This window comes from Streptomyces sp. UF-297, from assembly GCF_058245575.1.
Genome location: NZ_JBSIBZ010000010.1, coordinates 86172 through 110487, shown reverse-complemented (window position 1 = coordinate 110487; position 24316 = coordinate 86172). Strand labels below are relative to the sequence as shown.

The following is a 24316-nucleotide window of genomic DNA, read 5'->3' as shown; positions in this document are numbered from 1 at the left end:
CGATGCAGCGGTGCGAGGCGGACGGGCGGCCGGCGGCCGCCGCGGGCGTGGACGGCGTGCTGGCGCGGATGCGGGCGCTGGACGCCGCGCTCCCCGCCAGGGACGGTGTCGCCGTCTTCAACGGGGTCTACCTGGCGGTCACCGAAGAGGTGGAGCGGCGCGCGGAGCACGGCGTCTTCCGGGACCCCATCGCGGCGGCCGAGCTGGACGTCCTGTTCGCCCGCCGCTATTTCGGCGCGGTGGACGCCGCGACGGCCGGGCTGCGGCCGCCCGCCTGCTGGCGCCCGCTCTTCCAGATGCGCCGCCACCCCGGGGTGCGCCCGCTCCAGTTCGCGCTGGCCGGCATCAATGCCCACATCGGCCACGACCTCGCGCTGGCGGTGGTGGACGCCTGCCGGATGCTGGAGTGCGAACCGGCCGCGCTGGAGGCGGACTTCGAGCGCGTCGGCGCGATCCTGACCGGTGTGGAGGAACGAATCCGCGAGAGCGTGATGCCGGGCCCCGACCTGCTGGACATCGCCGATCCGCTGACCCACCTGGCCGGCTCCTGGAGCCTGGAGCGGGCCAGGGACGGCGCCTGGGCCACGGCCCGGGTGCTGTGGGGGCTGCGCGAACTCCCCGAGGTGGCCGAGGAGTTCGCCGAGCGGATGGACGCGGCGGTGGGGCTGGTCGGCCGCTGTCTGCTGACCCCGCTCACCTGACCCCGCTCCGTCCCGCGCCCGCGCACCGGCGCTGCGAGCCCGTGGCTCAGTCCTCCGGGAGCTCCACCGGCGCGATCTCGTCGTACACGTCCCCGGGCCCCGGGTTGGAGGGGTCGGTGGCCCCGCCGAAGTGGTGCATCACACCCCACACCGCGTTCAGCGCGGTCTGGACGGCGCCCTCGGCCCAGCCCGCCGTCCAGGAGATGTCGTCGCCCGCCAGGAAGAGCCCGCGCTTGTCCTCGGGCAGCCGGTCCTGCATGAAGTGGGTGAACAGGCGCCGCTGGTAGCGGTAGTGGCCGGGCAGATTGGCCTTGAAGGCGCCCATGAAGTAGGGCTCGTTCTCCCAGGAGACGGTCACCGGGTTGCCGATGATGTGCTTCCTGATGTCGACCTTGGGATAGATCTCCTTGAGCGACTTGAGCATGACCTCCATGCGCTCGCCCGCGTCCAGCGGCAGCCACTTGAGGCTGTCGTCGCACCAGGTGTAGGAGAGGCAGATGACGGCGGGCCGGTCCGGGCCGTCGTCCAGCAGGTAGGTGCCGCGGGTCATCCGGTCGGTGAGCGTCATGCTCATCACGTCCCGGCCGGTCGCGTTCCCCTCGTCGTCGACGGCCTTGTCGAGCCAGAACGGCCGGTCCACCGGCACGAACAGCTTGCTGGACTCCATGTAGTGGGTGCGCTCCACCGCCGTCCAGTGGTCGATGGGCAGCAGCGCGTCATCGCAGGCGATCTTCGAGAGCAGCATCCAGGACTGCGCGGTGAAGACGGCCGCCTCATAGGTGCGGATGTCGCCGCCGGCGTCGGTGACGGTGATGCGGTTGCCCGAGGTGCGGTTCAGGCGGGTGACGGCCGGGCGGGGAGAGCCACCGTGCAGCTCGGCCAGCGAGGTGCCCTGCGCCCAGTGCACGATCTTGTCCGGGGCGCGGTCCCACAGGCGCAGCGGCAGCTGCTGGCTGCCGCCGACGATGCCGCGGTGGTGGTCGTCGGCCTCGGTGTAGACCACCCGCAGGATCTCCAGGATGGAGTTGGGGAAGTCGGTGTCCCAGCCGCCGGTGCCGAAGCCGACCTGGCCGAAGATCTCGCGGTGCCTGAAGGACTTGAAGGCGGCGGAGTCGCAGAGATAGCCGTAGAAGGTCTGGTTGTCCAGCTTCTCCACCAGGCGCGCCCAGATCTCGCGGATGCGCGGCACATCGCGCTCGCGGATCGCCCGGTTCATGTCCGAGAAGTCCGCGCCCTCCTCCAGGCAGGCGTTCCAGGCGTCCATGACCTGGTGGTAGACCTCGGGCAGGTCCTCGACCGTACGGGCGTAGTGCGACTCGCCCTTGAGGTCGACCACGGTCGAAGGGGTGTTGGGGGCAAGGGGGTTGGGGAAGGGCTTGGTCTCCAGGCCCACCAGGTCGATGTAGTACTGCAGCGCCGTGGAGGACGGCGGGAAGCGCATCGCGCCCATCTCGGCGGTCAGGGAGGGGTCGCAGCCCTCGAAGCCGACGGTACGCAGCCGCCCGCCGATCCGGTCCGCCTCGTACACGACGGGCTTGAGGCCCATCTTCATCAGCTCGTAGGCGGTCACGATGCCGGAGAGCCCGCCGCCGATGACGGCGACCTCCTTGCCGTACTCCACCGCGGGTATCTGCCCCAGGCCCGCCGGGTGGGCCAGGAAGTCGTCGTACGCGTAGGGGAAGTCCGGCCCGAACATGGTGATGGGCTGCGGGGTGTCCGCGTGGTGGGCGGCGGTGGGCACCGTGGACGTCATGTACGGGCTCCTCGGGACGGGCGCAGGCAGGTGCGAGGGGCACCGGTCACGCGGTTCGGGCAACTGTGGGGGCAAGAAGGGCTGAACAGGGTGAAGGGGCCGGAGCGGGTGAGGGGAGGGCGTGTCGTGCGGGGCGTCAGATCAGGGAGCCGTACAGCTCCGGCCGCCGGTCGCGCAGATACGGGTTGTTCTCCCGTGACTCCTTGAGGAAGGTGGGGTCCACCTCAGTCTGGAGGAGTTCCTCGGCGCGCCCGGCGCGGGCCCGTACGACTCCGTCAGGTCCGCTCAGGCAGCTCAGCCCGACGAACTCGAACTCCCCTTCCACGCCGACCCGGTTGACGTACGCGAGGTACATCTGGCTCTCGAAGGCGCGGACCGGCACCAGGGATTCGGCGACGAACTGGAAGGGGTGCATCTGCGCGGTGGGGACCACCAGCAGATCGGTGCCCGCCAGGGCGTGCGCGCGGACGTTCTCCGGGAACTCCACGTCGTAACAGATCATCAGGCCGATCCGCACACCGCCCAACTCGGCCTGGACCACCGGCTCCTGACCGGGCGTGAACCACTCCTGCTCGAAGCAGCCGAAGAGGTGGGTCTTGCGGTAGTTGGCCATCCGTGCGCCGTCGGGGCCGATCAACTGGGCGGAGTTGTAGACCACTTCACCCGCGCGCTCGGGGTAGCCGTACACGATCGCGATGGCGTGCTCGGCGGCGATCGCGGCCAGCGCGCGGGCGCTGTCGCCGTCGGCGGGCTCGGCCAGGCGGTGCACGCCGTCGCCGATCGCGTAGCCGGTGAGGAACATCTCCGGGCAGGCCAGCAGCACGCAGCCGGTGGCGGCGGCCCGACGCGCCGCGTCCGCGATCACCTGGATGTTGTACGCCACGTCGCCCGGCCGTCCCGAACTCTGGAGCAGGGCGGTGCGCAGCGGCGACATGGGACACCTCGGGTGGTCTGTGCGGACGATCCAAGCGGATCAGGCGGGTCGCATTGAAGGTACGGTCCCGCCGTCGGCCCGTACAAGGCATCACCATTGCGCCTCTAGGAAGGATCTGTTGCGCGTTGAACGGCCTGCACGGCGATTCGTTGCGTGCCGGGTCTTCGCGCAGGCCGGAGCGGGTGCCATGAGCCCTTGGCCGTACGACGCCTCCCTCCGCGGTCGCAGCGCGCCCGGCCCGCGGCCCCGCCGCGCGGGCGAGGCGCCCGGGCACGGCGGACGATGTGGCCGGCGGCGGCGCGAGGGGATCGTGGGGGTGTCCGGAGCGGCCGGACGCACCACCACGCCTCCTCAACACCCCTTGGAGAGCCGTCATGAACCGCCGATCCGCATCCCGTGGCAGCGCCCGTAACTCCGCACGCACCCGCGTCGGGGCCGTCGCCGCCGCCCTGTTGATCACCGCGGGGGCCACCGGCGCCGCGCTGGCCGCCGAGAAGCCCGCGGCGCGCCCGGCAGCGGGCGTCCAGCACCCCCAGGACCCCTCCCTGACCGGGTCGGGCACGATGCGGCACCCCGACGGGGACGACGTCCGTTTCGCCTTCGACGCCCGCTTCCCCGCCGGCAAGAACCCCACCCACGCCCGCGGCGGCTTCCGCTTCAGCCACGTCTACGCCGACGGCAGCGGACGCGGCTTCGCCGAGGGCCGGATCGACTGCCTGGTGCCCGGCGGCCAGGTGGCGGTGGCCACCGGCATCGTGACCAGGACCGATGTGCGGGGTCTGCGGGGCAGGCGGGTCGGCTTCACCGTCCACGACCGGGGCCGCCACGACCGCCTGGGCTACAGCTGGGCCGCCACCAGCACCCCGGCGAAGGACACCATCCCCCCGTGCGTGAGCTCCGCGCCGATCGCGGCCGTGGAGCGCGGCGACTTCACGGTCGTCCCGTGGAGCCGGACGAACTAGCGTCCTGGAGGGAGCCGCCCCGCACCCTCTCCTCCGCACGGACCGCCGCCCCCACCACGTCCCGCACCAGCCCGCGCAGCCAGACGTGTCCGGCGTCCGCCTCGTGGCGCGGGTGCCAGGCCATGGCGATCCGCATCGTGGGCAGTTCGCAGGGCAGGTCCAGCAGCCGCAGGCCCAGGCGGCGGGCCATGGCGGCGCCGACGCCGACCGGCGCCAGGCCCACCGCGTCGGTCTCGGCGACCATCATCAGCGCCGCGGCATAGGTCGGCACGACCGAGATCACCCGCCGCTCCAGGCCGAGTTCGGCCAGCGCGTCGTCCAGCGGTCCCGAACGCCGCCCGCGCCGCGAGAAGTTGACGTGCGGATACTGGGTGAGGCGCCGGGCGGTCGTCCTGCCCCGGGTCAGCGGGTGGCCGCGGCGCACCACGGCCACCGCCCGGTCCACGTACAGGTCCTCGGTGCGGATCTCGGGCTCGCGGCTGTCGATGACGCCCAGCTCCAGATCTGCGGCCCCGTCCCGCAGCAGCGGCACATCGATGTGACTCTCGCCCAAGAAGCGCAGCGAGACCTTCGGTGCCTGGCGGGCGGCCCTGGCGACCAGCGCGGGCGCCAGGGCGCTGATGAACAGGTCGTTGGCGTTGACGGTGAACACCCGCTCCAGTTCGGCCGGGTCGGCGGGCTGGGCGGGGGTCAGGACCGCCTGGGCGGCCTCCACCAGGCGCCGGACCTCGGCGCGGATCTCCAGGGCGCGCGGGGTGGGGACCATCCGGCGCCCGGCCCGTACGAGCACGGGGTCGCCGGTGGCGCGGCGGATGCGCCCCAGGGCCCGGCTCATCGCGGGCCCCGACAGGCCCAGCCGGTCGGCGGCGGCGGTGACGCTCTCCTCCTCCAGCAGCGCGTCCAGGGCGGTGAGGAGGTTGAGATCGATGTTTGCGTTTGACGCAATCATGTGATGACTACCTTGCATTTGAAGTTAATCCGTGGCGACCCTAGCGTCCCGCTCATGACCACGACCACCTCCCCCGCTCCCGCACACGCCGCGGCACCGGGCCCCGCCACGTCCCGCTCGGTGACGGCCGCGATGTGCGCCTGCGTCCTCGTCGCGCAGTCGCTCGTCGCCGCGATGAACCTCGCCATCCCCAAGATCGCCGCCAGCGGCCTGCACCCCTCGGACGCCGAGCTGCTGTGGATCGTCGACACCTACGTGATCGTCTTCGCCGGTCTGCTGATCCCGGCCGGCGCGCTCGGCGACCGCCTGGGCCGCAAGGGCGTCCTGCTGGCCGGCCTCGGCGTGTTCGCGGCCGGAGCGCTGCTCAGCGCGCTCGCCCCGGCCATCTGGCTGCTGCTGGCGGGCCGCGCGATATCGGGCGCCGGGGCCGCGCTGCTGGTACCGGCCACCATGTCCGTACTCCTGCACGCCACGGCGCCCGAAAACCGGGCCCAGGCGGTCGCGTCCTGGAGCCTGTCGATGGGCCTGGGCGGCCTGGTGGGCAACGCGGGCGGCGCGGTGATCCTCCAATTCCTGCCCTGGCAGGGCCTGTTCTGGGCCTACGTGCCGCTCGGCGCGGCCCTGCTGGCCTGGGCCGCCCGGTCCGCGCCGCGCGTACCGCGGCAGACCGCCACCCTGGACGCGACCGGCTCGGCGCTGCTGGTGCTGGGCCTGGGCGCGCTGCTCTTCGGCATCATCGAGGGCCCGGGGCTCGGCTGGACCTCGGCCGGCGTGCTGGGCTCCTTCGGCCTGTCACTGGCCCTGTTCGCCGTGTTCGTCACGCACCAGCTGCGCAGCGCGCACCCGCTGCTGGACCCCCGGCTGTTCCTGCTGCGGCGGCTGCGCGCGGGCAGCGTGGGCATCGCGGTCGCCTTCTTCGGCCTGTTCGCCCTCTTCTACGTCAACGCCCAGTTCCTGCAGTACGTCAAGGGCTACTCACCGCTGCAGACCGGCTTCGCGCTGGTGCCGCTGGCCGTCGGCATGGCGGTGGTGACCAAGTTCGGGATGCGCTGGGGGCAGCGGGCGGGCGAGGCCCCGACCGTCGGTACGGGGCTGGCGCTGATCGCCGCCGGGCTCCTGCTGCTGTCCACCGTCGACGCCGGCACCCCCTACCCCCTGTACGCCCTGTGGCTGCTGGTGCTCTCCACCGGCGCGGGGCTGGCGATGCCCGCGCTCTCGCACGCCATCGTCTCCTCGGTGCCCGCGGACCGCTCCGGCATGGGCTCCGGACTCCAGGGCGCGGCACGGGAGTTGGGCGCGGCGCTGGGCATCGCGGTGGTCGGCACGGTGCTGTCGGTACGGTACGGCGCGGCGACCGGGCGGGGCGAGGCGGCGGCCCAGGCGTTCGGCGACGCCACCGCCTTCGGCTACCGGCTGGCGGCCGGGGTGCTGGTGGTGGCCGGTGCCGCGGTGATCATCGGCCTGCGGCGGGCGGGGCACGCCGCGGTGCGGGACCGCTCAGGCGGGCGAGCCGGAGCTGAACCTGCGCAGCAGCGGTGAGAGCACCAGCACGGACTTCGTACGCTCCACGAACGGCTCGCCCGCGATCCGCTCCAGCACCCGCTCGAAGTGGCGCATGTCGGAGGCGAAGACCTGGACGATGGCGTCGGCCTCGCCGGTGACGGTGGAGGCCGAGGCGATCTCCGGGTAGCGCGCCAGGCCGCGGTGGATGGCCTCGGGCGAGGTGTTGCGGCGGCAGAAGATCTCGATGAACCCCTCGGTCTCCCAGCCCAGCGCCGCCGGGTCGACCCGTACGGTGAACCCGGTGATGGCGCCCTCGGCCCGCAGCCGGTCCACCCGGCGCTTGACGGCGGGGGCGGACAGTCCGACCTCCTGGCCGATGTCGGCGTAGGAGCGGCGGGCGTCCTCGGCCAGGGCATGGACGATGCGTTGGTCGAGTTCGTTCATCTGTCGCACTGCGGGTGGATCACTTCTCTGCTCAGACCGGCGGGGGCGGCGCATGCCCTGCGGGCCGGATGCGCCGTACACGAAGTAGAACACAGGGCACACAGGCCCCCATGTCCCCGCACCGGCCGCGCCCGGCGCACACGCCTCTCACCAGCACGCTTCCATGCCCCGGCGTGCGCCCTTCCCGCTATGGCCCTTCCCAGAGGAATATGCGAGAGCAGGAATCGGGGGAAGGCGGAACGGCATGGAAATACGGCACCTGAGGTACTTCGTCGCCGTGGCGGAGCAGGGCAGTTTCACCCGCGCGGCACTGGCCCTGCATGTGTCCCAGCCGACGCTGAGCCAGCAGATCCGCGACCTGGAACGGGAGCTGGGCGTCACCCTGCTCAGCCGCGGCCCCGGCGGGGTACGGCCCTCGCCCGCGGGCGAGGTCTACTACGAGCGCATCCGGCTCGTCCTGGCCGCGGTGGACGACGCGGCCCGGGCGGCGCGGCGGGCGGCCGACGGCCCGGCGCGGCTGAGCGTGGGCATCGGGGCACCGCTGCCCCTCGATGTGCACGTGACCGTCCTCAGCGCCTTCGCCGCCGCCCATCCGCGGGTCCGCCTCGCCTGGCGCGAGCTGACCATGACCGACTTCGACCGCCCGCTGCTCAACGGCGAGGTCGATGTATCGCTGATGCGGATGCCGCTGGACCCGGAGCAGGTGGTGTGGGAACCGCTGCTGGCCGAGCCGCGCGGGCTGGCCGTCCCGGTGGGCCACCGGCTGCACGGCCTGGACCGCGCCACGCTCGCCGACGTCATCGAGGAGCCGCTGCCCAACGTCGCGCCCACCGTGCCCGCCGCCATGCGCCGGTGGTGGCAGATGTACGCACAGCGCAACGGCGAGGCCCCCGAGTTCGTCGGCGAGCCGGTCAGCTCGCCCTACGAAGTCCTCACCTCCGTCGCCCTGCACCGCGTCGTGTGCCCCGGCCCCTTCGCCTTTCGCACCACACCACTTCCGGCCGGAATCCGCATCCTGCCGCTCACCGGCCTGCCCAGCGCCCTGGTCGTCGCGGCGCGCAGACGCGAGGACCGGCGGGAGCTGCCGGCCGCGTTCTGCGCACTGGCCGCACAACTCGCACGGGAGCTCACGGCGCACTGAGCCGCGAAGGGGCGGCCGAATCCGTACACCTGCGCACCGGGCGTGCGCACCGGCCGCTCCCGCGCATCTGCCGCACCAGCCCAACAGCTGCTATAACCAAGGGCTTTCCCGCATAGGCATTCCGACTTCGACAGCGGTCCGAGAACGCCTGATGCTGGATATTCGCCGGCAGCCTGTGGCGCCACCCCGGTCGGGGTGGCGCCACAGGCGCACCCTTTCCGGCCGCGACGGCCCGGCCCCACACGGCGCACGGGCGTGCCGGAGCTCCGAAAAAAGCACGGAGTATCCATGAGCACTGTTGTCTGCGGAACGCACACCCTGGCCATCGACACCGCGCTCGGCGCCCGTATCGCCCGCGCGCGGTTACGCACCGCCGCCACCGATCTGCTCGGCCCCGCCCGGACCCAGGGCCTGCCCCAGCCCTTCCTGATGGGGCGCGACGCGGCGGTGAGCCTCGCGCACACCGCGGTGGAGAACCGCGAGACGGTCAACTTCCACGCCTCGTGCGGCTACGGCAAGACCACCCTCCTGCGGCACCTGGCCGCCCTCGGCCCGGCCCGGGGCGCCACCGAGCCCCATGTGTACCTCAAAGTGGGCGACTTCGGCCTGGACGACCTCTTCCAGCGCCTGGTCGCCGAGCTCTACACCCTCGAAACGGCCGAGACCTCCGACGGCCCGGTCCGGCTGACCACCCAGCAGTGCGCCCAGGTCCTCGGGCACACCAACGCCCTGGTCGCACTGGACGACGTCGCGCTCACCGAGGCCCAAGTCGCCTACGTCCAGCGGATATTGCCCGGCTGCTCGCTGGTGATCGGCTCCGGTGAGCCGGTGCTCGGCGAGGGCGCTGCGGTGCACGACCTGGCCGGTCTGGTGCAGGCCGCCGGAGTGTCGCTGCTCGCCCGCGAGCTGGGCCGGTGGATCCAGCCGGACGAGACACAGGACGCGCGCGACCTCGTCGACGCGGTCCTGGGCCAGCCGCTGCACATCCGCCAGGCGGCCGCCCTGGTCGCCTCCGGCGAGCACACCCTGGCCTCACTGGCCGCCGTGGCCCGGCGCGACCCCGGCGAGCTGGACCGGCTCAGCATCGACGCGCTGACCTCGGACGAGCGGCGCGTACTGGCCGTGTTCGCCTTCACCGCCGGGGCACTGATCCCCTCCCCGCTCGTCTCGGCGATGGCCGACGTCGCCTACGTGACCACCGCCCTGGACTCGCTCTTCCACAAGGGCCTCGTCGAGCACCCGGACGACCGCTTCGGCCTGCCGGTGTGCAAGGGCGAGACCTACCGCGGACTGCTGCTGGAGTACTTCGCGCTGGCCACGGCGGTACGCGGCTTGGTGGAGTGGCTGGCGGAGCGCCCGGCCAGTGGCGCGGAGGCACACTCCGCGCTGGAGTCGGTGGTGGGTCTGCTGGGGTACGCCGCGGGCGTACGCGCATGGCAGGCCGTGATCCACATCGTGCAGGCGGCGGAGCCGGTGCTGTTCGTCCAGGGCCGCTGGGAGACCTGGCAGCGCGTGGTCAACTCCGGCCTGGAGGCGGCCCGCGAACTGGACGACACCCTCGCCGAGGCCTACTTCGCCCACCAGAGAGGCACCCTGCTCTTCTTCCAGGACCGCGCCGAGGAGGCCAGGGAACAACTGGAGAAGGCGCTGGACATCCGGGAGCGGCTGGCCGACGAGGAGGGCGCCGAGCGTACCCGCGAGAACCTCGCCTTCGTCGTCGCGGGGCCGGACAGCGGAGCCCCGCCCCGCCGCGAGCGGCCGCCCCGCGACTGGCACCGGATCCGCCGGGCGGCACTGATCGCGGGAGCCGGGCTGGCCGCGGTCGTCCTGGGCGGGTTCGCGCTGGACGCCCTGGGCCTGACCGGGCCCGACGAGGACGGGCAGGCCAAGCGGCCCGGTGTGTCCGGTGGCACCACCGCGGGCCCGTCCTCCGGCAGCGGGAACGGCGGGAACCAAGGCCAGAGTCAGGGGCAGAACGGGGGCAACGGTAACCGAGGCAACGGCAACCGGGGCAACGGCGGCAACCAGTTGATCCCCGGCCCGCCCGGATCCCCCGGCAACCCGGGAAACCCCGGCTCGCCCGGCGGCGACGGCAGGAACGGCGACCGGGGCAGCCCCGGCGAGAACGGCGACAAGGGCGACAGGGGCAGGTCGGGCAACACCGGCAACGTCGCGCCCGCCTCCCCCGTCATCACCCCCGGCTCCCAGGCCTTCCGCGACGCCTTCACCGGCGCGGGCGCCCGAGAGGGCCTCAGCGCCCAGGAGGCGCGCTACGAGACCCGTACCTTCACCGTGATGAACCCGGGCTCCAAGGTCTCGACCGTGGACACGGTGGAACTCACCGGCTCGGACGCCTTCCAGGTCGCCACCGACGACTGCTCCTCGGCGGAGCTGGGCCCCGGGCGGCAGACCTCCTGCGCGGTGACCGTGACCTTCCGGCCCGGCACGGTCGGCGAGCACACCGCCCAACTCACCGTGGGGTGGGGCGACTTGACGTCCTTCGCCGAGCTGTCCGGGACCGGCTATGCGTTGGTCCGCGTCGACCGCCAACAGCCGCCGGGCGGTACGGGAACCGTGGACGCGGCCAACTTCGCCGAAGAGGACTGCGACGAGACCTCGTGCTCCTATCTCGTCCAGCACCCCGCCTTCACCCTGACGGCGGTCGGCAACGGGATGCGGTTCGTGGGCTGGCAGGGCGCCTGCCAGGGCAACGGCACCCAGTGCACACCACCGCTCACCGGTGGGCAGGAGGTCGTCGCGGTCTTCGAGCCGCCGCCGTCCCCGTCGACCGGCGGATGACGCCGCTCCGACAGCAGGTCCCGCCCTCCCGGGGGCAGGGCGGGACCGCGTCCGGCGGCCGCTACTGCTGCCCGTCGGCCAGCCGCGAGCGCCGCAGGCCGTACCCGAAGTACACCCCGAGCCCCACGACCATCCACACCCCGAAGACCACCCAGGTCACCGGGCCCAGGCTGCTCATCATGTAGAGGCACAGCAGGAAGCCGACCGCGGGGAAGAGCGGGGACAGCGGCGTACGGAAGGTGCGCGGCATGTCGGGGCGGGTACGGCGCAGCACGATCACCGCGACGTTGACCAGCGCGAAGGCGAAGAGCGTGCCGATGCTGGTGGCGTCGGCGAGCTGGCCCAGCGGGACGGCGGCGGCCAGCACACCGCAGAACAGCGAGACGATCACGGTGTTGACCCGCGGGGCGCCGGTCTTGGCGTGGACCTTGGAGAACGCCTTGGGCGCCAGACCGTCCCGGGACATCGCGAACAGGATGCGGGTCTGCCCGTACAGCACGGTCAGCACGACGCTCGCGATCGCGATGACCGCTCCGGCCGCCAGCAGTACGGCCCATACGCCCTGCCCGGTGACGTCCTTCATGATCCCGGCGAGCGCGGCCTCGGAGCCCTCGAACTTCTGCCAGGGCATCGCGCCCACGGCCACCGCCGCGACCAGGCAGTACAGCACGGTGACGATCAGCAGCGAGAGCATGATCGCGCGGGGCAGGTCGCGCTGCGGGTTCTTGGCCTCCTCACCGGCGGTGGAGGCGGCGTCGAAGCCGATGTAGGAGAAGAAGAGCGTGGCACCGGCCGCGCTGACTCCGGCGATGCCCAGCGGCATGAAGTCCTTGTAGTTGCCGGACTTGACGCCCTGCAGGGCGACCGCGCAGAACAGCAGCAGCGCCGCGATCTTGACGGTGACCATGATGGTGTTGGCGCGGGCGCTCTCCTTTGCACCACCCAGCAGGAAGAGCATCGCCAGCAGGACCACCAGCAGCGCGGGCAGGTTGAAGATCCCGCCGTCGCCGGGCGGCGCGGACAGCGCGGCCGGGATGGTCACGCCGACCGTGCCGTCCAGGAACTCGTTCAGGTACTGGCCCCAGCCGACGGCGACGGCCGCCACCGAGACGCCGTACTCCAGGATCAGACACCAGCCGCAGACCCAGGCCACCAGCTCGCCCAGGGTGGCGTACGCGTAGGAGTAGGAGGAGCCGGAGACCGGGATGGTGCCGGCCAGTTCCGCGTACGACAGCGCGGAGAACAAGGCGGTGAGCCCGGCGATGACGAAGGAGATCACCACGGCGGGGCCGGCCTTGGGCACGGCCTCGCCCAGGACGACGAAGATGCCGGTGCCCAGCGTCGCGCCGATGCTGATCATCGTCAGCTGCCATACGCCCAGCGAGCGGCGGAGCGTACCGCCCTCGCCCTGCCCGCTCTCGGCCACCAGCCGCTCGACCGGCTTGCGTCGCATCAGGCGGCTGCCGAGGCCCGGGGAGGAGGGCGGCCGGGGGCCACTGCCCGCGGGTGGGGCTGCGCCGTGGTCCAACACTGAGGTCGCTCCTTGCTGTCGCTGCCGGTCGGGCGACGGCAGCCCACGGCGGGCCGATACGCGGGCAGGACGAAACAACCCGCTGCAGGGCACCGCCGAGCAGACGGTTCCCGCCACTCCACGTACAGCGCATGACCTTACGTCCCGCTCGTGAGCTGCCGTAATGCAGGTTCCTTGCGCAGCGGCGCCGGAACGTTGCGCACCGCCGCGCCAGACGGGTGTTCATTGCGCCCCACCGGCCGATCGGTACGTTCCGGACGTGGCCGCGACCGCCCGCGAGCCAGGTACGGACCACGCCTGCGGGCACCGTGCGCGCGCCCGGAACGCCGCCGGCCCCGCACCGAGAACGGTGCGGGGCCGGCGATGCGGTCCTACGGACGCAGGCCTATGACAGGGCGTCAGCTCCAGCTGTTGTGCAGCGGCTTGCCCTCGGCGTAACCGGCGGCGCTCTGCACGCCGACGACGGCCTTGTCCGCGAACTCCTCCAGGGAGCCCGCGCCCGCGTACGTGCAGGAGCTGCGCACGCCCGCGATGATCGAGTCGATCAGGTCCTCGACGCCGGGGCGGGCCGGGTCGACGAACATCCGCGAGGTGGAGATGCCCTCCTCGAACAGCGCCTTGCGGGCGCGGTCGTAGGACGACTCCTCGCTGGTGCGGTTGCGCACCGCACGCGCGGAGGCCATGCCGAAGCTCTCCTTGTACGGACGGCCGTCGGCGGTCTGCTGGAGGTCGCCGGGCGACTCCAGGGTGCCGGCGAACCACGAGCCGATCATGACGTTGGACGCGCCCGCGGCCAGCGCCATGGCGACATCGCGCGGGTGGCGCACGCCGCCGTCGGCCCAGACGTGCTTGCCGTACTTCTTCGCCTCGGCGGCGCACTCCAGCACCGCGGAGAACTGCGGGCGGCCCACGCCGGTCATCATGCGGGTGGTGCACATGGCGCCGGGGCCCACACCGACCTTGATGATGTCCGCGCCGGCCTCGATGAGGTCACGCACGCCCTCGGCGGCGACGATGTTGCCCGCGACGATGGGCACCTGCGGGTCCAGCGCCCGCACGGCCTTGATCGCGGAGATCATCGACTCCTGGTGGCCGTGCGCGGTGTCCACGACCAGCGTGTCCACGCCGGCCTCCAGCAGCGCCTTGGCCTTGCCCGCCACATCGCCGTTGATGCCCACGGCGGCGGCGATGCGCAGCCGGCCCTCGGCGTCGGTGGCGGGGGTGTAGAGGGTCGCGCGCAGCGCGCCCTTGCGGGTCAGGATGCCGACCAGCATGCCGTCCTTGTCGACGGCCGGGGCCAGCTTGCGGTTGTGGGCGTCCAGCTGGTTGAAGGCCTCGCGCGCGTCGATGTCGGCGTCCAGGACCAGCAGGTCCTTGGACATGACCTCGGAGAGCTGCGTGAAGCGGTCCACGCCGGACAGGTCGTGCTCGGTGACCACGCCGACGGGGCGGCCGCCCTCGACGACGATGCCCGCGCCGTGCGCCCGCTTGGGCAGCAGCGACAGCGCGTCGGCGACGGTGGCGATCGGCGAGAGCACGATCGGGGTGTCGAAGACCAGGTGACGGCGCTTGACCCAGCTCACCACGTCCGTGACGACCTCGATCGGGATGTCCTGCGGGATGACGACGAGGCCACCGCGCCGGGCCACCGTCTCGGCCATCCGCCGCCCGGCGATCGCGGTCATGTTGGCGACCACGAGCGGGATGGTGGTACCCGTCCCGTCGGGGGCGGACAGGTCCACGCCCTGCCGCGAACCGACCGCGGAACGGCTCGGCACCATAAAGACATCGTCGTACGTGAGGTCGTACGGCGGCTTCGCATCATTCAGGAATCGCATGCTAGCTCTCTCACCTGCGGTTTTACGTAATTAGCGGGCGGGGAGTCAGCGCGGGCCGGCAACGGATCGGGCTGCGGCTCCTAGACCATCATCCCTGATGACCGGGGCAAGACGCGAACTTTCGTCCGCTTCTGTGACTTCCTCCAGGAGAACGGCCCCGGCTCCATACCTTCCGCCAAGGCCCTGCGGCGGGAAACGGCGGCCCGTTTCCCGCCCTCCTCCATGCCCCGGCGTCAGCTCTTGCCCATCTCCTTCATCATGTCCTTGAAGGAGGCGACCTGGTCGGCGGGCGGGGCCTGGACCTTGATCTGCTGGCCGTAGCCGGAGTACTCCATGACGACGGTGGTGTCGCCCTTGGAGGTCTTGGAGTATTCCTTGATCTTGGCGGGGAGGCCGTCGGCGCCCACCCAGACATCCATGTCGATCTTCTGCGTGCCGTCGCCCTTGGCGAGCTTGACGAAGAGGTCGCGCTGCTTGGGGGTCAGCGAGTCGCCCTGGTACTTGGCGACCTCGTCGATGTCGACGGTGCCCTTGTAGTGCTTGCCCAGCGACTCCTCGCCCACCTTCGCGACGTTCTTCGACGTGGCCAGGAGCGCCACCGCGAAGCCGGAGGACTTCATGGAGTCCGCCTTGTCGGGGGCCTTGGCGTTGCCGCGCTCCATCTTCAGCCAGGGCTTGCCCGCCACGAGTTCGCCGCTCTTGACGAAGATGTCGTCCCCGTACTGGACCATCCTGGTCCGGCCGGTCGGGTTCTCGGCGCTCTTGGGCCCCACGCTCGTGAAGTCGTAGCGCACCGGCTCCGGCGCGTACACGCCCTGGATCTCGGACTTGCCCGTGTGGTCGTCGGTGGTCCCCTTGACCTTGTACGAGCTCTGCTCGGCCGCCTTCTTCGCGACCGCCTTCAGCTCGGCAACGGGGTCGGCCGCGTCGCCGTCCCCTCCGCAGGCCCCCATTGTCATGATCAAGACAGCGCTTCCCGTGGCCGCCACTATGCCCCTGCGGAACATCTTCACGTTCTTTTCCCACCCTTGGTGATGATTCGGCCGCATTCGGGAGCCTTCTCCCGTACAAAAGGTCGGCCGCCCGGACATGGTGCCCGTACGGCGCAATCTTCGCAGCCCTATTTCCGCACGCCAGAGGGGGTACGAGGGCCCGCGGGCCGCCCCGGATGCGAACCGCCCGATGTGCGACGACCCTGGAGGGGCGGGGGCGATGATGGCGAGGAGGACGGCCATGTCTGTGATGGACAAGCTCAAGCAGATGCTCAAGGGCCACGAGGATCAGGCCGGAAAGGGTATCGACAAGGCGGGCGACTTCGTCGACGAGAAGACCCAGGGCAAGTACAGCAGCCAGGTCGACACCGCCCAGGACAAGCTCAAGGAGCAGTTCGGCGGGGACCAGGGGCAGCAGCAGCCCCCTCCCCAGTCCTGACCGCACCCGTTCCCGCGCGCCTCTCCCCCGGCGCTTCGTGCGTCGGGGGAGAGCGCGCGGGCCGGGGCGGCGGCTAGCCGCGCGTCAGCACGACGGCGAGGCCCGTGTCGGTCTCGCGCCAGTAGGCCACCGCGTCCGCGAGGATCTGCTCCACGATCCCCCAGTCCTCCGGCTGCCCGGCCGCGTACCCCTGCCAGCCGCGTACGACCAGCAGCAGACCGCGCCGGGCGGGCAGCCACGACAGGTCCGTGAGGCAGTCGGCGAGCGCGTCCCAGTTGCGCCCGAACCAGTCCGGCAGGCTCAGCGCGCGGGCGCAGCGGTCCATGAACTCCGCCTTGTCCGCGGCCCCTTCCAGATCCAGGAGCGCCGCCTCCCAGCCTGCGGCGCGCGCGGCGTCCGCCGCCTCGTGCGCGGGCCGCTCCGCCGGCCAGGACAGCACTCCGGGGGGCGTGGAGCCCGCCAGCACCGCCGCGAGCGCCTTGGGTACGTCTGCCGTCGTCATCGCAGTACCGCCTTGAAGGTCCGGTAGTGGTCCTCGGTGTAGTACGTCTCGTGGGCCTCGCCCGTCACGATCCGCCGCGCCCCGCGGTTCTTCGCACCCGGCGTGGGGACCGTGTACTCGTGGTAGTAGCCGCGCTTGTGCGGCGGCAGCACCTTCTCGTAGTTGCCGAAGACGGTCCCGTCCTTGGGGTACGGGAAGGGGCCGCCCGCGTCGATCAGCTTCAGGGTGTCCCGCGCCTGGGAGGGCAGCTTGGCGGCCGGCACCGTGGCCATGCCCTTCGCCCAGTCGGGCACCTTCTTGGGCGACGAGGCCGAGTCGGGCACCTTCCCGGGCGACGAGGCCGAAGAGCCCGTACTCCCCTTGGCGTTGCCGCCCGAGGAGCATCCGGAGACAAGCAGGACAAGACACGCCAGCAGCGCGCCCAGCACGCCGATGGCCACGCGCGGCGCGGAACGGATCACCATGGCGCCGATGCTGTCACAGCCCCGCGCCCCCTGCGCGCCAAGGGTCGCCCCAGGTCACCGGCAATACGACGGGAACGGCGCGGGGGCACCGAAGCCCTCGCGCCGTCTCCTGCCCAGGCCGCCTCGGCCCGGTGTCACGACCCGTCGGGGTCGCAGCGGTCCAGCGCCGGGCGCGGACCGGGCCCGGTCTCCAGCAGCAGATGGTCGGCCGCGGCGGTGTCCGTCACCAGGCTCGTCACCAGCCCGGAGCGCAGCACCGCGCCGATCGCCGCGGCCTTGCGGCGGCCGCCCGCGATGGCGACGACCTCGGGGATACGGCGCAGCCGGTCCGCCTCGACCGTGATGCAGCGCTCGCCCAGGTCGCGCCCGATGCGCCGTCCGTCGGCGTCGAAGAGGTGCGCGGACATCTCCGCGGCGGCCCCCAGCGAGGCGTAGTGCTCGCGCTCCTGCTCCGTCAGCATGTCGTAGACGGTGGAGATGCCCGGCGCCCAGGAGCCGATGGACACACAGGCGACGGTGACCTTGTCGAAGTAGTCGAAGGCGCGGGCGATGCCGGTCTGGCGGCGCAGCGCCTCGGCGGTCGCGGAGTCCGGCAGCAGCATCGGCGCGTAGATCGGGTGCGCCTCGCCGCCGGAGACATCGGCGGCACGGCGCACCGCCTCCACCGACCCGCGGTCGGCGGTGCCCGCGTCGTACACCCCGGTCAACTGCACGACGGTGCACGGGGGAAGGCGGTTGAGGGCGGCGGCCATGTGGATGGTGGACCGGCCCCAGGCCAGGCCCAGCACATCCCCCTCGGCCACCAGCTCGCCCAGCAGGTCGGCGGCGACCTCACCGAGGTTCTCCGGGTCGGGGGCGTCCTCCGACGCGTCGGCGGGCGACTCCACGACGACGGCGTGCCGCAGGCCGTAGCGGGCCCGCAGCGCGTCCGAGCGCTCCGCGTCCAGCTCGGCCGGCACACGGATCTCGATGCGTACGAGATCGCGCTCCAGCGCTGTCTCCAGCACCCGCGCGACCTTGAAGCGGCTGACCCCGAACTCCTCCGCAATCTGGATCTTGGACTTGCCCTCCAGATAGAAACGGCGGGCCATGGCCGCGGCCTGCACCAGCTCGGCGGGGCCCATTCCGGACTGCGGGCGGCTGGCTACCACGAGACTCTCCCCTACTACTTCCGCTACTGCCCTACTGCGCACCTGATCGACTCTTTGCTCATCCTTTCAGAAACCCGAGGTCGCCGGGGACCATGGACGCCCGGGCGACGTGAACGCTCGGTGGCGCCAAGGGCAACCAGGGGCGCCTGTGCGGTCAGTGAGCGCAGCCCCACCCCGCGGCGGCCGTCGCCACCTCGGCCTTCTCCCGCAGCTCGCGCACCGCCTTGGCGGGGTCCTCGGCGCCGTAGACGGCCGAGCCCGCCACGAACACATCCGCGCCGGCCTCCGCGCATCGCTCGATCGTGGCGGCCGAGACGCCGCCGTCGACCTGGAGCCACAGCTCGAGCCCGTGCTTGGAGATCAGCTCACGGGTGCGGCGGATCTTGGGCAGCATGATGTCCAAGAACGCCTGGCCGCCGAAGCCCGGCTCCACCGTCATGATCAGCAGCATGTCCAGCTCGGGCAGCAGGTCCTCGTACGGCTCGATGGGCGTGGCCGGCTTCAGGGCCATCGACGCGCGGGCGCCCTGGGCCCGGATCTCGCGGGCGAGCCGTACGGGCGCGGCCGCGGCCTCGGCGTGGAAGGTCACCGACCCGGCCCCCGCCTCGACGTACTGCGGCGCCCAGCGGTCCGGGTCCTCGATCATCAGATGCAGGTCCAGGGGCGTGTCCGTCGCCTTGCTCAGCGACTCCACGACCGGTACGCCGAGCGTCAGGTTGGGCACGAAGTGGTTGTCCATGACGTCGACATGGAGCCAGTCGGCGCCTTCGACGGCCTTCGCCTCTTCGGCGAGACGGGAGAAGTCGGCGGAGAGAATGCTGGGGTTGATCAAGGCCATGCCTCCAGTATGTCGCGCCGCCCCGCCGACCCCGAAGGGGGTACGGCCCGCCGGGTCCCGCACCGGCCCCCGCCCTCCCCCGTGGCCCCGCCCGCCCCACCGGCGAAAACGGCGCCGCCCCGGCCGGAAACGGGTCCGGCCGGGGCGGCGAGCACGCTCACAGCGTGCGGCTCCGGTGTCAGGCGAGGGTCGCCAGAGCCTGGTTGAAGGTCTGCGACGGACGCATGACGGCCGCGGCCTTGGCCGGGTCGGGCTGGTAGTAGCCGCCGATGTCGGCCGGCGAGCCCTGCACGGCGACCAGCTCGTCGACGATGGTGCCCTCCTGCTCGGTCAGCGTCTTGGCCAGGGCCGCGAACGCCTCCGCGAGCTGCGCGTCGTCGGTCTGCTTGGCCAGCTCCTGCGCCCAGTACAGGGCGACGTAGAAGTGGCTGCCGCGGTTGTCGATGCCGCCGACGCGACGCGTCGGGGACTTGTCGTTCTCCAGGAACGAGGCCGTCGCACGGTCCAGGGTGTCGGCCAGGACCTGGGCGCGGGCGTTGCCCGTGGTGGTCGCCAGGTGCTCGAAGGAGACGGCCAGCGCGAGGAACTCACCCAGGGAGTCCCAGCGCAGGTAGTTCTCCTTGACCAGCTGCTGGACGTGCTTGGGCGCGGAGCCGCCCGCACCGGTCTCGAACAGACCGCCGCCGTTCATCAGCGGGACGACCGAGAGCATCTTCGCGCTCGTGCCCAGCTCCAGGATCGGGAACAGGTCGGTCAGGTAGTCACGCAGCACGTTGCCGGTGACCGAGATGGTGTTCTCACCGCGGCGGATGCGCTCCACGGAGAGCTTGGTCGCCTCGACCGGGGACAGGATCTTGATGTCCAGGCCCTCGGTGTCGAACTCCGGCAGGTACGCCTTGACCTTCTCGATCAGCTGCGCGTCGTGGGCGCGGGACTCGTCCAGCCAGAACACGGCCGGGTCACCGGTGGCGCGGGCGCGCGTGACGGCGAGCTTGACCCAGTCCTTGATCGGGGCGTCCTTGGTCTGGCACGCGCGGAAGATGTCACCGGTGGCCACCGGCTGCTCCAGCACGACGTCGCCGGCCTCGTCGACCAGGCGCACCGTGCCCGGCGCGGCGATCTCGAAGGTCTTGTCGTGGGAGCCGTACTCCTCGGCCTTCTGCGCCATCAGACCGACGTTGGGCACCGAGCCCATCGTCGAGGGGTCGTAGGCGCCGTTGGCGCGGCAGTCCTCGATGACGGCCTGGTAGACGCCCGCGTAGCTGCTGTCCGGCAGCACGGCGAGGGTGTCGGCCTCCTGGCCGTCCTTGTCCCACATGTGACCCGAGGTACGGATCATGGCGGGCATGGAGGCGTCGACGATGACGTCGGAGGGGACGTGCAGGTTGGTGATGCCGCGGTCGGAGTCGACCATGGCCAGCTCCGGGCCCTCGGCCAGCTCGGCGTCGAAGGACGCCTTGATCTCGGCGCCGTTCGGCAGGGCCTCCAGGCCCTTGAAGATGCCGCCGAGACCGTCGTTCGGGGTCAGACCGGCGGCGGCCAGGGCCTCGCCGTACTGCGCGAAGGTCTTCGGGAAGAAGGCGCGCACCACGTGACCGAAGACGATCGGGTCGGAGACCTTCATCATCGTGGCCTTGAGGTGGACGGAGAACAGCACGCCCTCGGACTTGGCGCGGGCGACCTGCGCCGTGAGGAACTCGCGCAGGGCGGCGGCGCGCATCACCGAGGCGTCCACGACCTCACCGGCGAGCACCGGTACCGACTCGCGCAGCACGGTGGTGGTGCCGTCCTCGGCGAAGTGCTCGATGCGCAGCGCACCGGCCTTGGAGATCACAACGGACTTCTCGGTCGAGCGGAAGTCGTTCTCGCCCATGGTGGCGACGTTCGTCTTGGAGTCGGCCGACCAGGCACCCATGCGGTGCGGGTGCGCCTTGGCGTAGTTCTTGACCGACGCGGGGGCGCGGCGGTCGGAGTTGCCCTCGCGCAGGACCGGGTTGACGGCGGAGCCCTTGACCTTGTCGTAACGGGCGCGGATGTCGCGCTCCTCGTCGGTCTTGGGGTCGTCCGGGTAGTCCGGCAGCGCGTAACCCTGCTCCTGCAGCTCGGCGACCGCGGCCTTCAGCTGCGGAATCGAGGCCGAGATGTTCGGCAGCTTGATGATGTTCGCGCCGGGCGTCTTGGCCAGCTCGCCGAGCTCGGCGAGCGCGTCCTCGATGCGCTGGCCCTCCTGAAGGCGCTCCGGGAAGCTGGCGATGATCCGGCCCGCCAGCGAGATGTCACGGGTCTCCACAGCGACGCCGGCCGTCGAGGCGTACGCCTCGACCACAGGCAGGAACGAATACGTCGCGAGGGCCGGGGCCTCGTCAGTGTGTGTGTAGATGATGGTCGAGTCAGTCACCGGGTGCTCCGCTCCACGTCTGCAACATTGCTCGACATCAAGATATCTCGTGATCCACCTCCCCCCGACAGGGCCCTGCCCACCGGGGCCGGCCCGACGCACGGGGGCCGGGGGAACGCGGCCGCGCGGCAAGGACGACGGGGCCGGGCGAACCCCATGGCCCGCCCGGCCCCGTACCCTCCGCTCGATCAGCCGGTGCGCCGCAGCAGCGCCAGGTACATCGCGTCCGTCCCGTGCAGATGCGGCCACAGCTGTACGTCGGGGCCGTCGCCCAGCGCCGGTACGCCCGGCATCAGCGAGCGGGCGTCGACCCACTCCGCCTGCACGGCGGCCCCGCCACGGCCCTTGAGCACGTCCTCGACCACCGCTCGAGTCTCCGCCAAGTGCGGCGAGCAGGTCGCGTATCCGACCACGCCGCCGATGCGCACCGCGGCCAGCGCCTCCCGCAGCAGCCCGCGCTGCAGCGGCGCGAAGCCGTCCAGGTCCTCGGGACGGCGCCGCCAGCGCGCCTCGGGCCGGCGGCGCAGCGCGCCCAGGCCCGTGCACGGCACGTCCATCAGTACGCGGTCGAAGGCACCGGGCCGCCACGCGGGCCGGGTGCCGTCGGCGGCGATGACCTGGTACGGGCCGGGGTTGCCCTCCAGGGCGCGGGCCACCAGGCGCGCGCGGTGCGGCTGCTTCTCCGAGGCCAGCAGCGCGGCGCCGCGCTCGGCCGCCAGCGCGCCCAGCAGCGCGGCCTTGCCGCCGGGGCCCGCGCAGCCGTCCAGCCAGCGGCTGTCCCGGCCCTCGATGGGAGCGTTGGCCAGCGCGATCGCCACCAGCTGACTGCCCTCGTCCTGCACGCCCGCGCGCCCCTCGCGCACCGCGTCCAGCGCACCGGGCTCGCCGCCCTCGGAGAGCCGTACCGCGTACGGGGACCAGCGGCCCGGCAGCGCGCCGTCCTCGCCCACGGCCTCGGTCAGCTCCTCGGTGGTGGACCGCCCGGGACGCGCCACCAGCGTCACCTCGGGCCGCTCGTTGTCCGCCTCCAGCAGGTCCTCGATACCCGCGCGCCCGCCGCCCAGCGCGTCCCACAGGGCGGAGACGATCCACCGCGGATGGGAGTGGACGATGCCCAGGTGTTCCTCGGCGTCCTCGTCGTACTCGGGCGCGACCCGCTCCAGCCAGCCGTCCAGGTCGTCCGCGGCGATCTTCCGCAGCACGGCGTTGACGAACTTGGCCCGCCCGTCGCCCAGCACGACCCGCGCCAGCTCCACGCTGGCGCTGACCGCGGCGTGGGTGGGAATGCGCGTACCGAGCAACTGGTGCGCGCCCAGGCTCAGTACGTCCAGCACCGGCGGGTCCACCTCGCGCAGCGGCCGGTCCACACAACCCGCGATGATCGCGTCGTACGTCCCCTGGCGCCGCAGCGTCCCGTACACCAGCTCCGTGGCCAGTGCCGCGTCCCGGCTGTCGAAGTCCCCCGACTCCCGCGCCTTGCGCAACAGCGGCGGCAGAACGAGGTTGGCGTACGCATCCCGCTCATCCACGGCCCGCAACGCCTCGAACGCGAGAATCCGCACCGGATCCTTCTGGGGACGGCGGTAGGGCTTGCTGGGGCGGCGCGACTGACCACTCACGAGAAATGTGCTCCGGGTACTGGACGAAATTCAACCCCAGCCTACGTCGCCCCGCAGCCGCCCACCCACGGACGCCACCTCCCCGGCCCCCGGACCAGCAGCGCCGTCGCCCCGCAGCCGCCCACGCGCGGGAGGCACCGGGCCTCCGCCGCCGGGTCGACGTCAGGGACACACGAGCCCGTAAGGGGCGCGGGGAATGCGCGACCAGCCCCCACCGGCCCGCGCGCTTCCAGCCGACCGCTCAGGCCCCGAGCCGCTCCCGGTCCGCGATCCGCACCCCACGCGCCCAGTCCGCCCCCGCCATCGGCTTCTTCCCCTGCGGCTGCACCCACAGCAACTCCACCGCATGGCTCCCGGTCCCCACGTACACCGCCTTCTTCGTAGCGGCGAGCTCCCCGGCCGCCAGATCCGTGCGCTCGGGCACCAGCCCCACCGCGTTCACCTTCAGCCGCTCCCCCCGGAAGACCGTCCACGCACCGGGCGCGGGAGCGCACCCGCGCACCACACGGTCCACCCGCAGCGCCGGAGCCGCCCAGTCGATCCTGGCATCCTCGACCTCGATCTTCGGCGCGAGCGTGATGCCCTCGGCCGGCTGCGGCACCGCCTTGAGCGTGCCGTCCTCGATGCCGTCCATCGTCGCGGCCAGCAGCCCGGACCCCGCGAAGGCCAGGCGGGTCAGCAGATCGCCGCTGGTGTCGGTGGGGCGTACCGCCTCGGTCACCACCCCGAACACCGGCCCGGAGTCCAGGCCTTCCTCGATCAGGAAGGTGGACGCACCGGTCATCTCGTCGCCCGCGAGCACCGCGTGCTGTACGGGGGCCGCACCGCGCCAGGCGGGCAGCAGCGAGAAGTGCAGGTTGACCCACCCCTTCGCGGGAATCTCCAGCGCGGCCTTGGGCAGCAGCGCCCCGTAGGCGACCACCGGGCAGCAGTCCGGCGCGATCTCCCGCAGCCGGGCCAGGAAGTCGGCGTCGCGCGGCTTGGCGGGCTTGAGCACCTCGATGCCCGCCTCCTCCGCTCGCTCGGCCACCGGGCTGGCGACGAGTCGGCGGCCACGCCCCGCCGGGGCATCGGGCCTGGTCACGACGGCCACGACCTCGTGCCGATCCGAAGCGATCAGGGCGTCCAGTGCGGGTACGGCGACCTCGGGGGTGCCGGCGAATACGAGCCTCATGGGTTGGCGCACTACCTCTCACACGCTACGGAACGGCGCACCAGTCTATTGGCCGGGTCCCCCAGGGCCCCCAGGGGCGTACGAGCCAACGCGCGCCCCGCCCGGAAGCTCGTACGCCCCCATACCGTGACCACAGCCACTGGTGTCGCGTTGGTCAAGCGACATTGACTGCATCGGGCCGCTC

20 protein-coding genes are annotated in these 24316 nt (G+C 72.1%); 6 read left to right on the top strand and 14 right to left on the bottom strand.

The window, feature by feature from the left end; genetic code table 11:
* Window positions 1-2 precede the first annotated feature (2 nt).
* Entirely contained in the window at window positions 3-701 is a 699-nt protein-coding gene (locus AC4IJH_RS08955; RefSeq protein ID WP_490851058.1) for a DUF5995 family protein, read from the top strand.
* Between the two features lie 46 nt (window positions 702-747).
* On the opposite strand, the gene AC4IJH_RS08950 is transcribed toward AC4IJH_RS08955, so the two are convergent.
* Window positions 748-2454 (bottom strand): flavin monoamine oxidase family protein, encoded by a 1707-nt coding sequence (locus AC4IJH_RS08950; RefSeq protein WP_490851022.1) that lies wholly within the window; start codon window positions 2452-2454, stop codon window positions 748-750.
* Between the two features lie 136 nt (window positions 2455-2590).
* Window positions 2591-3388: a carbon-nitrogen hydrolase family protein gene (locus tag AC4IJH_RS08945; protein WP_490851021.1), complete on the bottom strand. Its 798-nt coding sequence runs from the start codon at window positions 3386-3388 to the stop codon at window positions 2591-2593.
* A 374-nt stretch (window positions 3389-3762) separates the two neighbouring features.
* Here AC4IJH_RS08945 and AC4IJH_RS08940 point away from each other — a divergent pair, with 374 nt between their 5' ends.
* On the top strand, window positions 3763-4350 hold the full coding sequence (locus AC4IJH_RS08940; RefSeq protein ID WP_490851020.1) for a Repetin: 588 nt from the start codon (window positions 3763-3765) through the stop codon (window positions 4348-4350).
* Here the strand turns inward: AC4IJH_RS08940 and AC4IJH_RS08935 are convergent.
* Window positions 4319-5299, bottom strand: a complete 981-nt coding sequence (locus AC4IJH_RS08935; RefSeq protein ID WP_490851019.1) for a LysR family transcriptional regulator — start codon at window positions 5297-5299, stop codon at window positions 4319-4321. The genes AC4IJH_RS08940 and AC4IJH_RS08935 overlap by 32 nt on opposite strands.
* Window positions 5300-5353: 54 nt before the next feature.
* Here AC4IJH_RS08935 and AC4IJH_RS08930 point away from each other — a divergent pair, with 54 nt between their 5' ends.
* Window positions 5354-6838, top strand: a complete 1485-nt coding sequence (locus tag AC4IJH_RS08930) for an MFS transporter (RefSeq protein WP_490851018.1) — start codon at window positions 5354-5356, stop codon at window positions 6836-6838.
* Here the strand turns inward: AC4IJH_RS08930 and AC4IJH_RS08925 are convergent.
* The gene (locus tag AC4IJH_RS08925; RefSeq protein ID WP_490851017.1) at window positions 6797-7246 is read right to left on the bottom strand and encodes an Lrp/AsnC family transcriptional regulator; all 450 of its coding nucleotides are present in this window, start codon (window positions 7244-7246) and stop codon (window positions 6797-6799) included. The genes AC4IJH_RS08930 and AC4IJH_RS08925 overlap by 42 nt on opposite strands.
* A 244-nt stretch (window positions 7247-7490) precedes the next feature.
* Here AC4IJH_RS08925 and AC4IJH_RS08920 point away from each other — a divergent pair, with 244 nt between their 5' ends.
* Together AC4IJH_RS08920 and AC4IJH_RS08915 are read left to right on the top strand one after the other, a co-directional pair.
* Window positions 7491-8387, top strand: a complete 897-nt coding sequence (locus AC4IJH_RS08920) for a LysR family transcriptional regulator (RefSeq protein ID WP_490851016.1) — start codon at window positions 7491-7493, stop codon at window positions 8385-8387.
* A 288-nt stretch (window positions 8388-8675) separates the two neighbouring features.
* Window positions 8676-11186, top strand: coding sequence for a hypothetical protein (locus AC4IJH_RS08915; RefSeq protein WP_490851015.1), 2511 nt, complete (start codon window positions 8676-8678; stop codon window positions 11184-11186).
* A gap of 61 nt (window positions 11187-11247) precedes the next feature.
* Here AC4IJH_RS08915 and AC4IJH_RS08910 read toward each other — a convergent pair whose 3' ends face one another.
* The 3 genes from AC4IJH_RS08910 to AC4IJH_RS08900 form a co-directional block, all read right to left on the bottom strand.
* Window positions 11248-12717, bottom strand: coding sequence for an amino acid permease (locus tag AC4IJH_RS08910; RefSeq protein ID WP_490851014.1), 1470 nt, complete (start codon window positions 12715-12717; stop codon window positions 11248-11250).
* Window positions 12718-13115: 398 nt separating this feature from the next.
* Complete coding sequence (locus AC4IJH_RS08905) at window positions 13116-14555, bottom strand: GuaB1 family IMP dehydrogenase-related protein (protein ID WP_490851013.1); 1440 nt, start codon at window positions 14553-14555, stop codon at window positions 13116-13118.
* 233 nt (window positions 14556-14788) lie between these two features.
* Complete coding sequence (locus AC4IJH_RS08900; RefSeq protein WP_490851012.1) at window positions 14789-15562, bottom strand: SCO4651 family lipoprotein; 774 nt, start codon at window positions 15560-15562, stop codon at window positions 14789-14791.
* 226 nt (window positions 15563-15788) lie between these two features.
* Here AC4IJH_RS08900 and AC4IJH_RS08895 point away from each other — a divergent pair, with 226 nt between their 5' ends.
* Window positions 15789-15986, top strand: a complete 198-nt coding sequence (locus AC4IJH_RS08895; RefSeq protein ID WP_490851011.1) for an antitoxin — start codon at window positions 15789-15791, stop codon at window positions 15984-15986.
* Between the two features lie 73 nt (window positions 15987-16059).
* Here the strand turns inward: AC4IJH_RS08895 and AC4IJH_RS08890 are convergent, their stop codons facing one another.
* From AC4IJH_RS08890 to fmt, 7 genes are all read right to left on the bottom strand, one after another.
* Entirely contained in the window at window positions 16060-16488 is a 429-nt protein-coding gene (locus tag AC4IJH_RS08890; protein WP_490851010.1) for a barstar family protein, read from the bottom strand.
* Window positions 16485-16952 (bottom strand): guanyl-specific ribonuclease, encoded by a 468-nt coding sequence (locus tag AC4IJH_RS08885; RefSeq protein ID WP_490851009.1) that lies wholly within the window; start codon window positions 16950-16952, stop codon window positions 16485-16487. Before AC4IJH_RS08885 ends, AC4IJH_RS08890 begins: the two co-directional genes overlap by 4 nt.
* Before the next feature lie 134 nt (window positions 16953-17086).
* The gene (locus AC4IJH_RS08880) at window positions 17087-18076 is read right to left on the bottom strand and encodes a sugar-binding transcriptional regulator (RefSeq protein ID WP_490851057.1); all 990 of its coding nucleotides are present in this window, start codon (window positions 18074-18076) and stop codon (window positions 17087-17089) included.
* 181 nt (window positions 18077-18257) lie between these two features.
* Entirely contained in the window at window positions 18258-18941 is a 684-nt protein-coding gene (gene rpe, locus AC4IJH_RS08875; RefSeq protein WP_490851008.1) for a ribulose-phosphate 3-epimerase, read from the bottom strand.
* Between the two features lie 178 nt (window positions 18942-19119).
* Entirely contained in the window at window positions 19120-21339 is a 2220-nt protein-coding gene (locus AC4IJH_RS08870) for an NADP-dependent isocitrate dehydrogenase (RefSeq protein WP_490851007.1), read from the bottom strand.
* A 188-nt stretch (window positions 21340-21527) separates the two neighbouring features.
* Window positions 21528-22958 carry an RsmB/NOP family class I SAM-dependent RNA methyltransferase gene (locus tag AC4IJH_RS08865; protein ID WP_490851006.1) on the bottom strand — a complete coding sequence of 477 codons (1431 nt, stop codon included), beginning with the start codon at window positions 22956-22958 and terminating at the stop codon, window positions 21528-21530.
* Between the two features lie 241 nt (window positions 22959-23199).
* Complete coding sequence (gene fmt / locus AC4IJH_RS08860; protein WP_490851005.1) at window positions 23200-24132, bottom strand: methionyl-tRNA formyltransferase; 933 nt, start codon at window positions 24130-24132, stop codon at window positions 23200-23202.
* Window positions 24133-24316 lie beyond the last annotated feature (184 nt).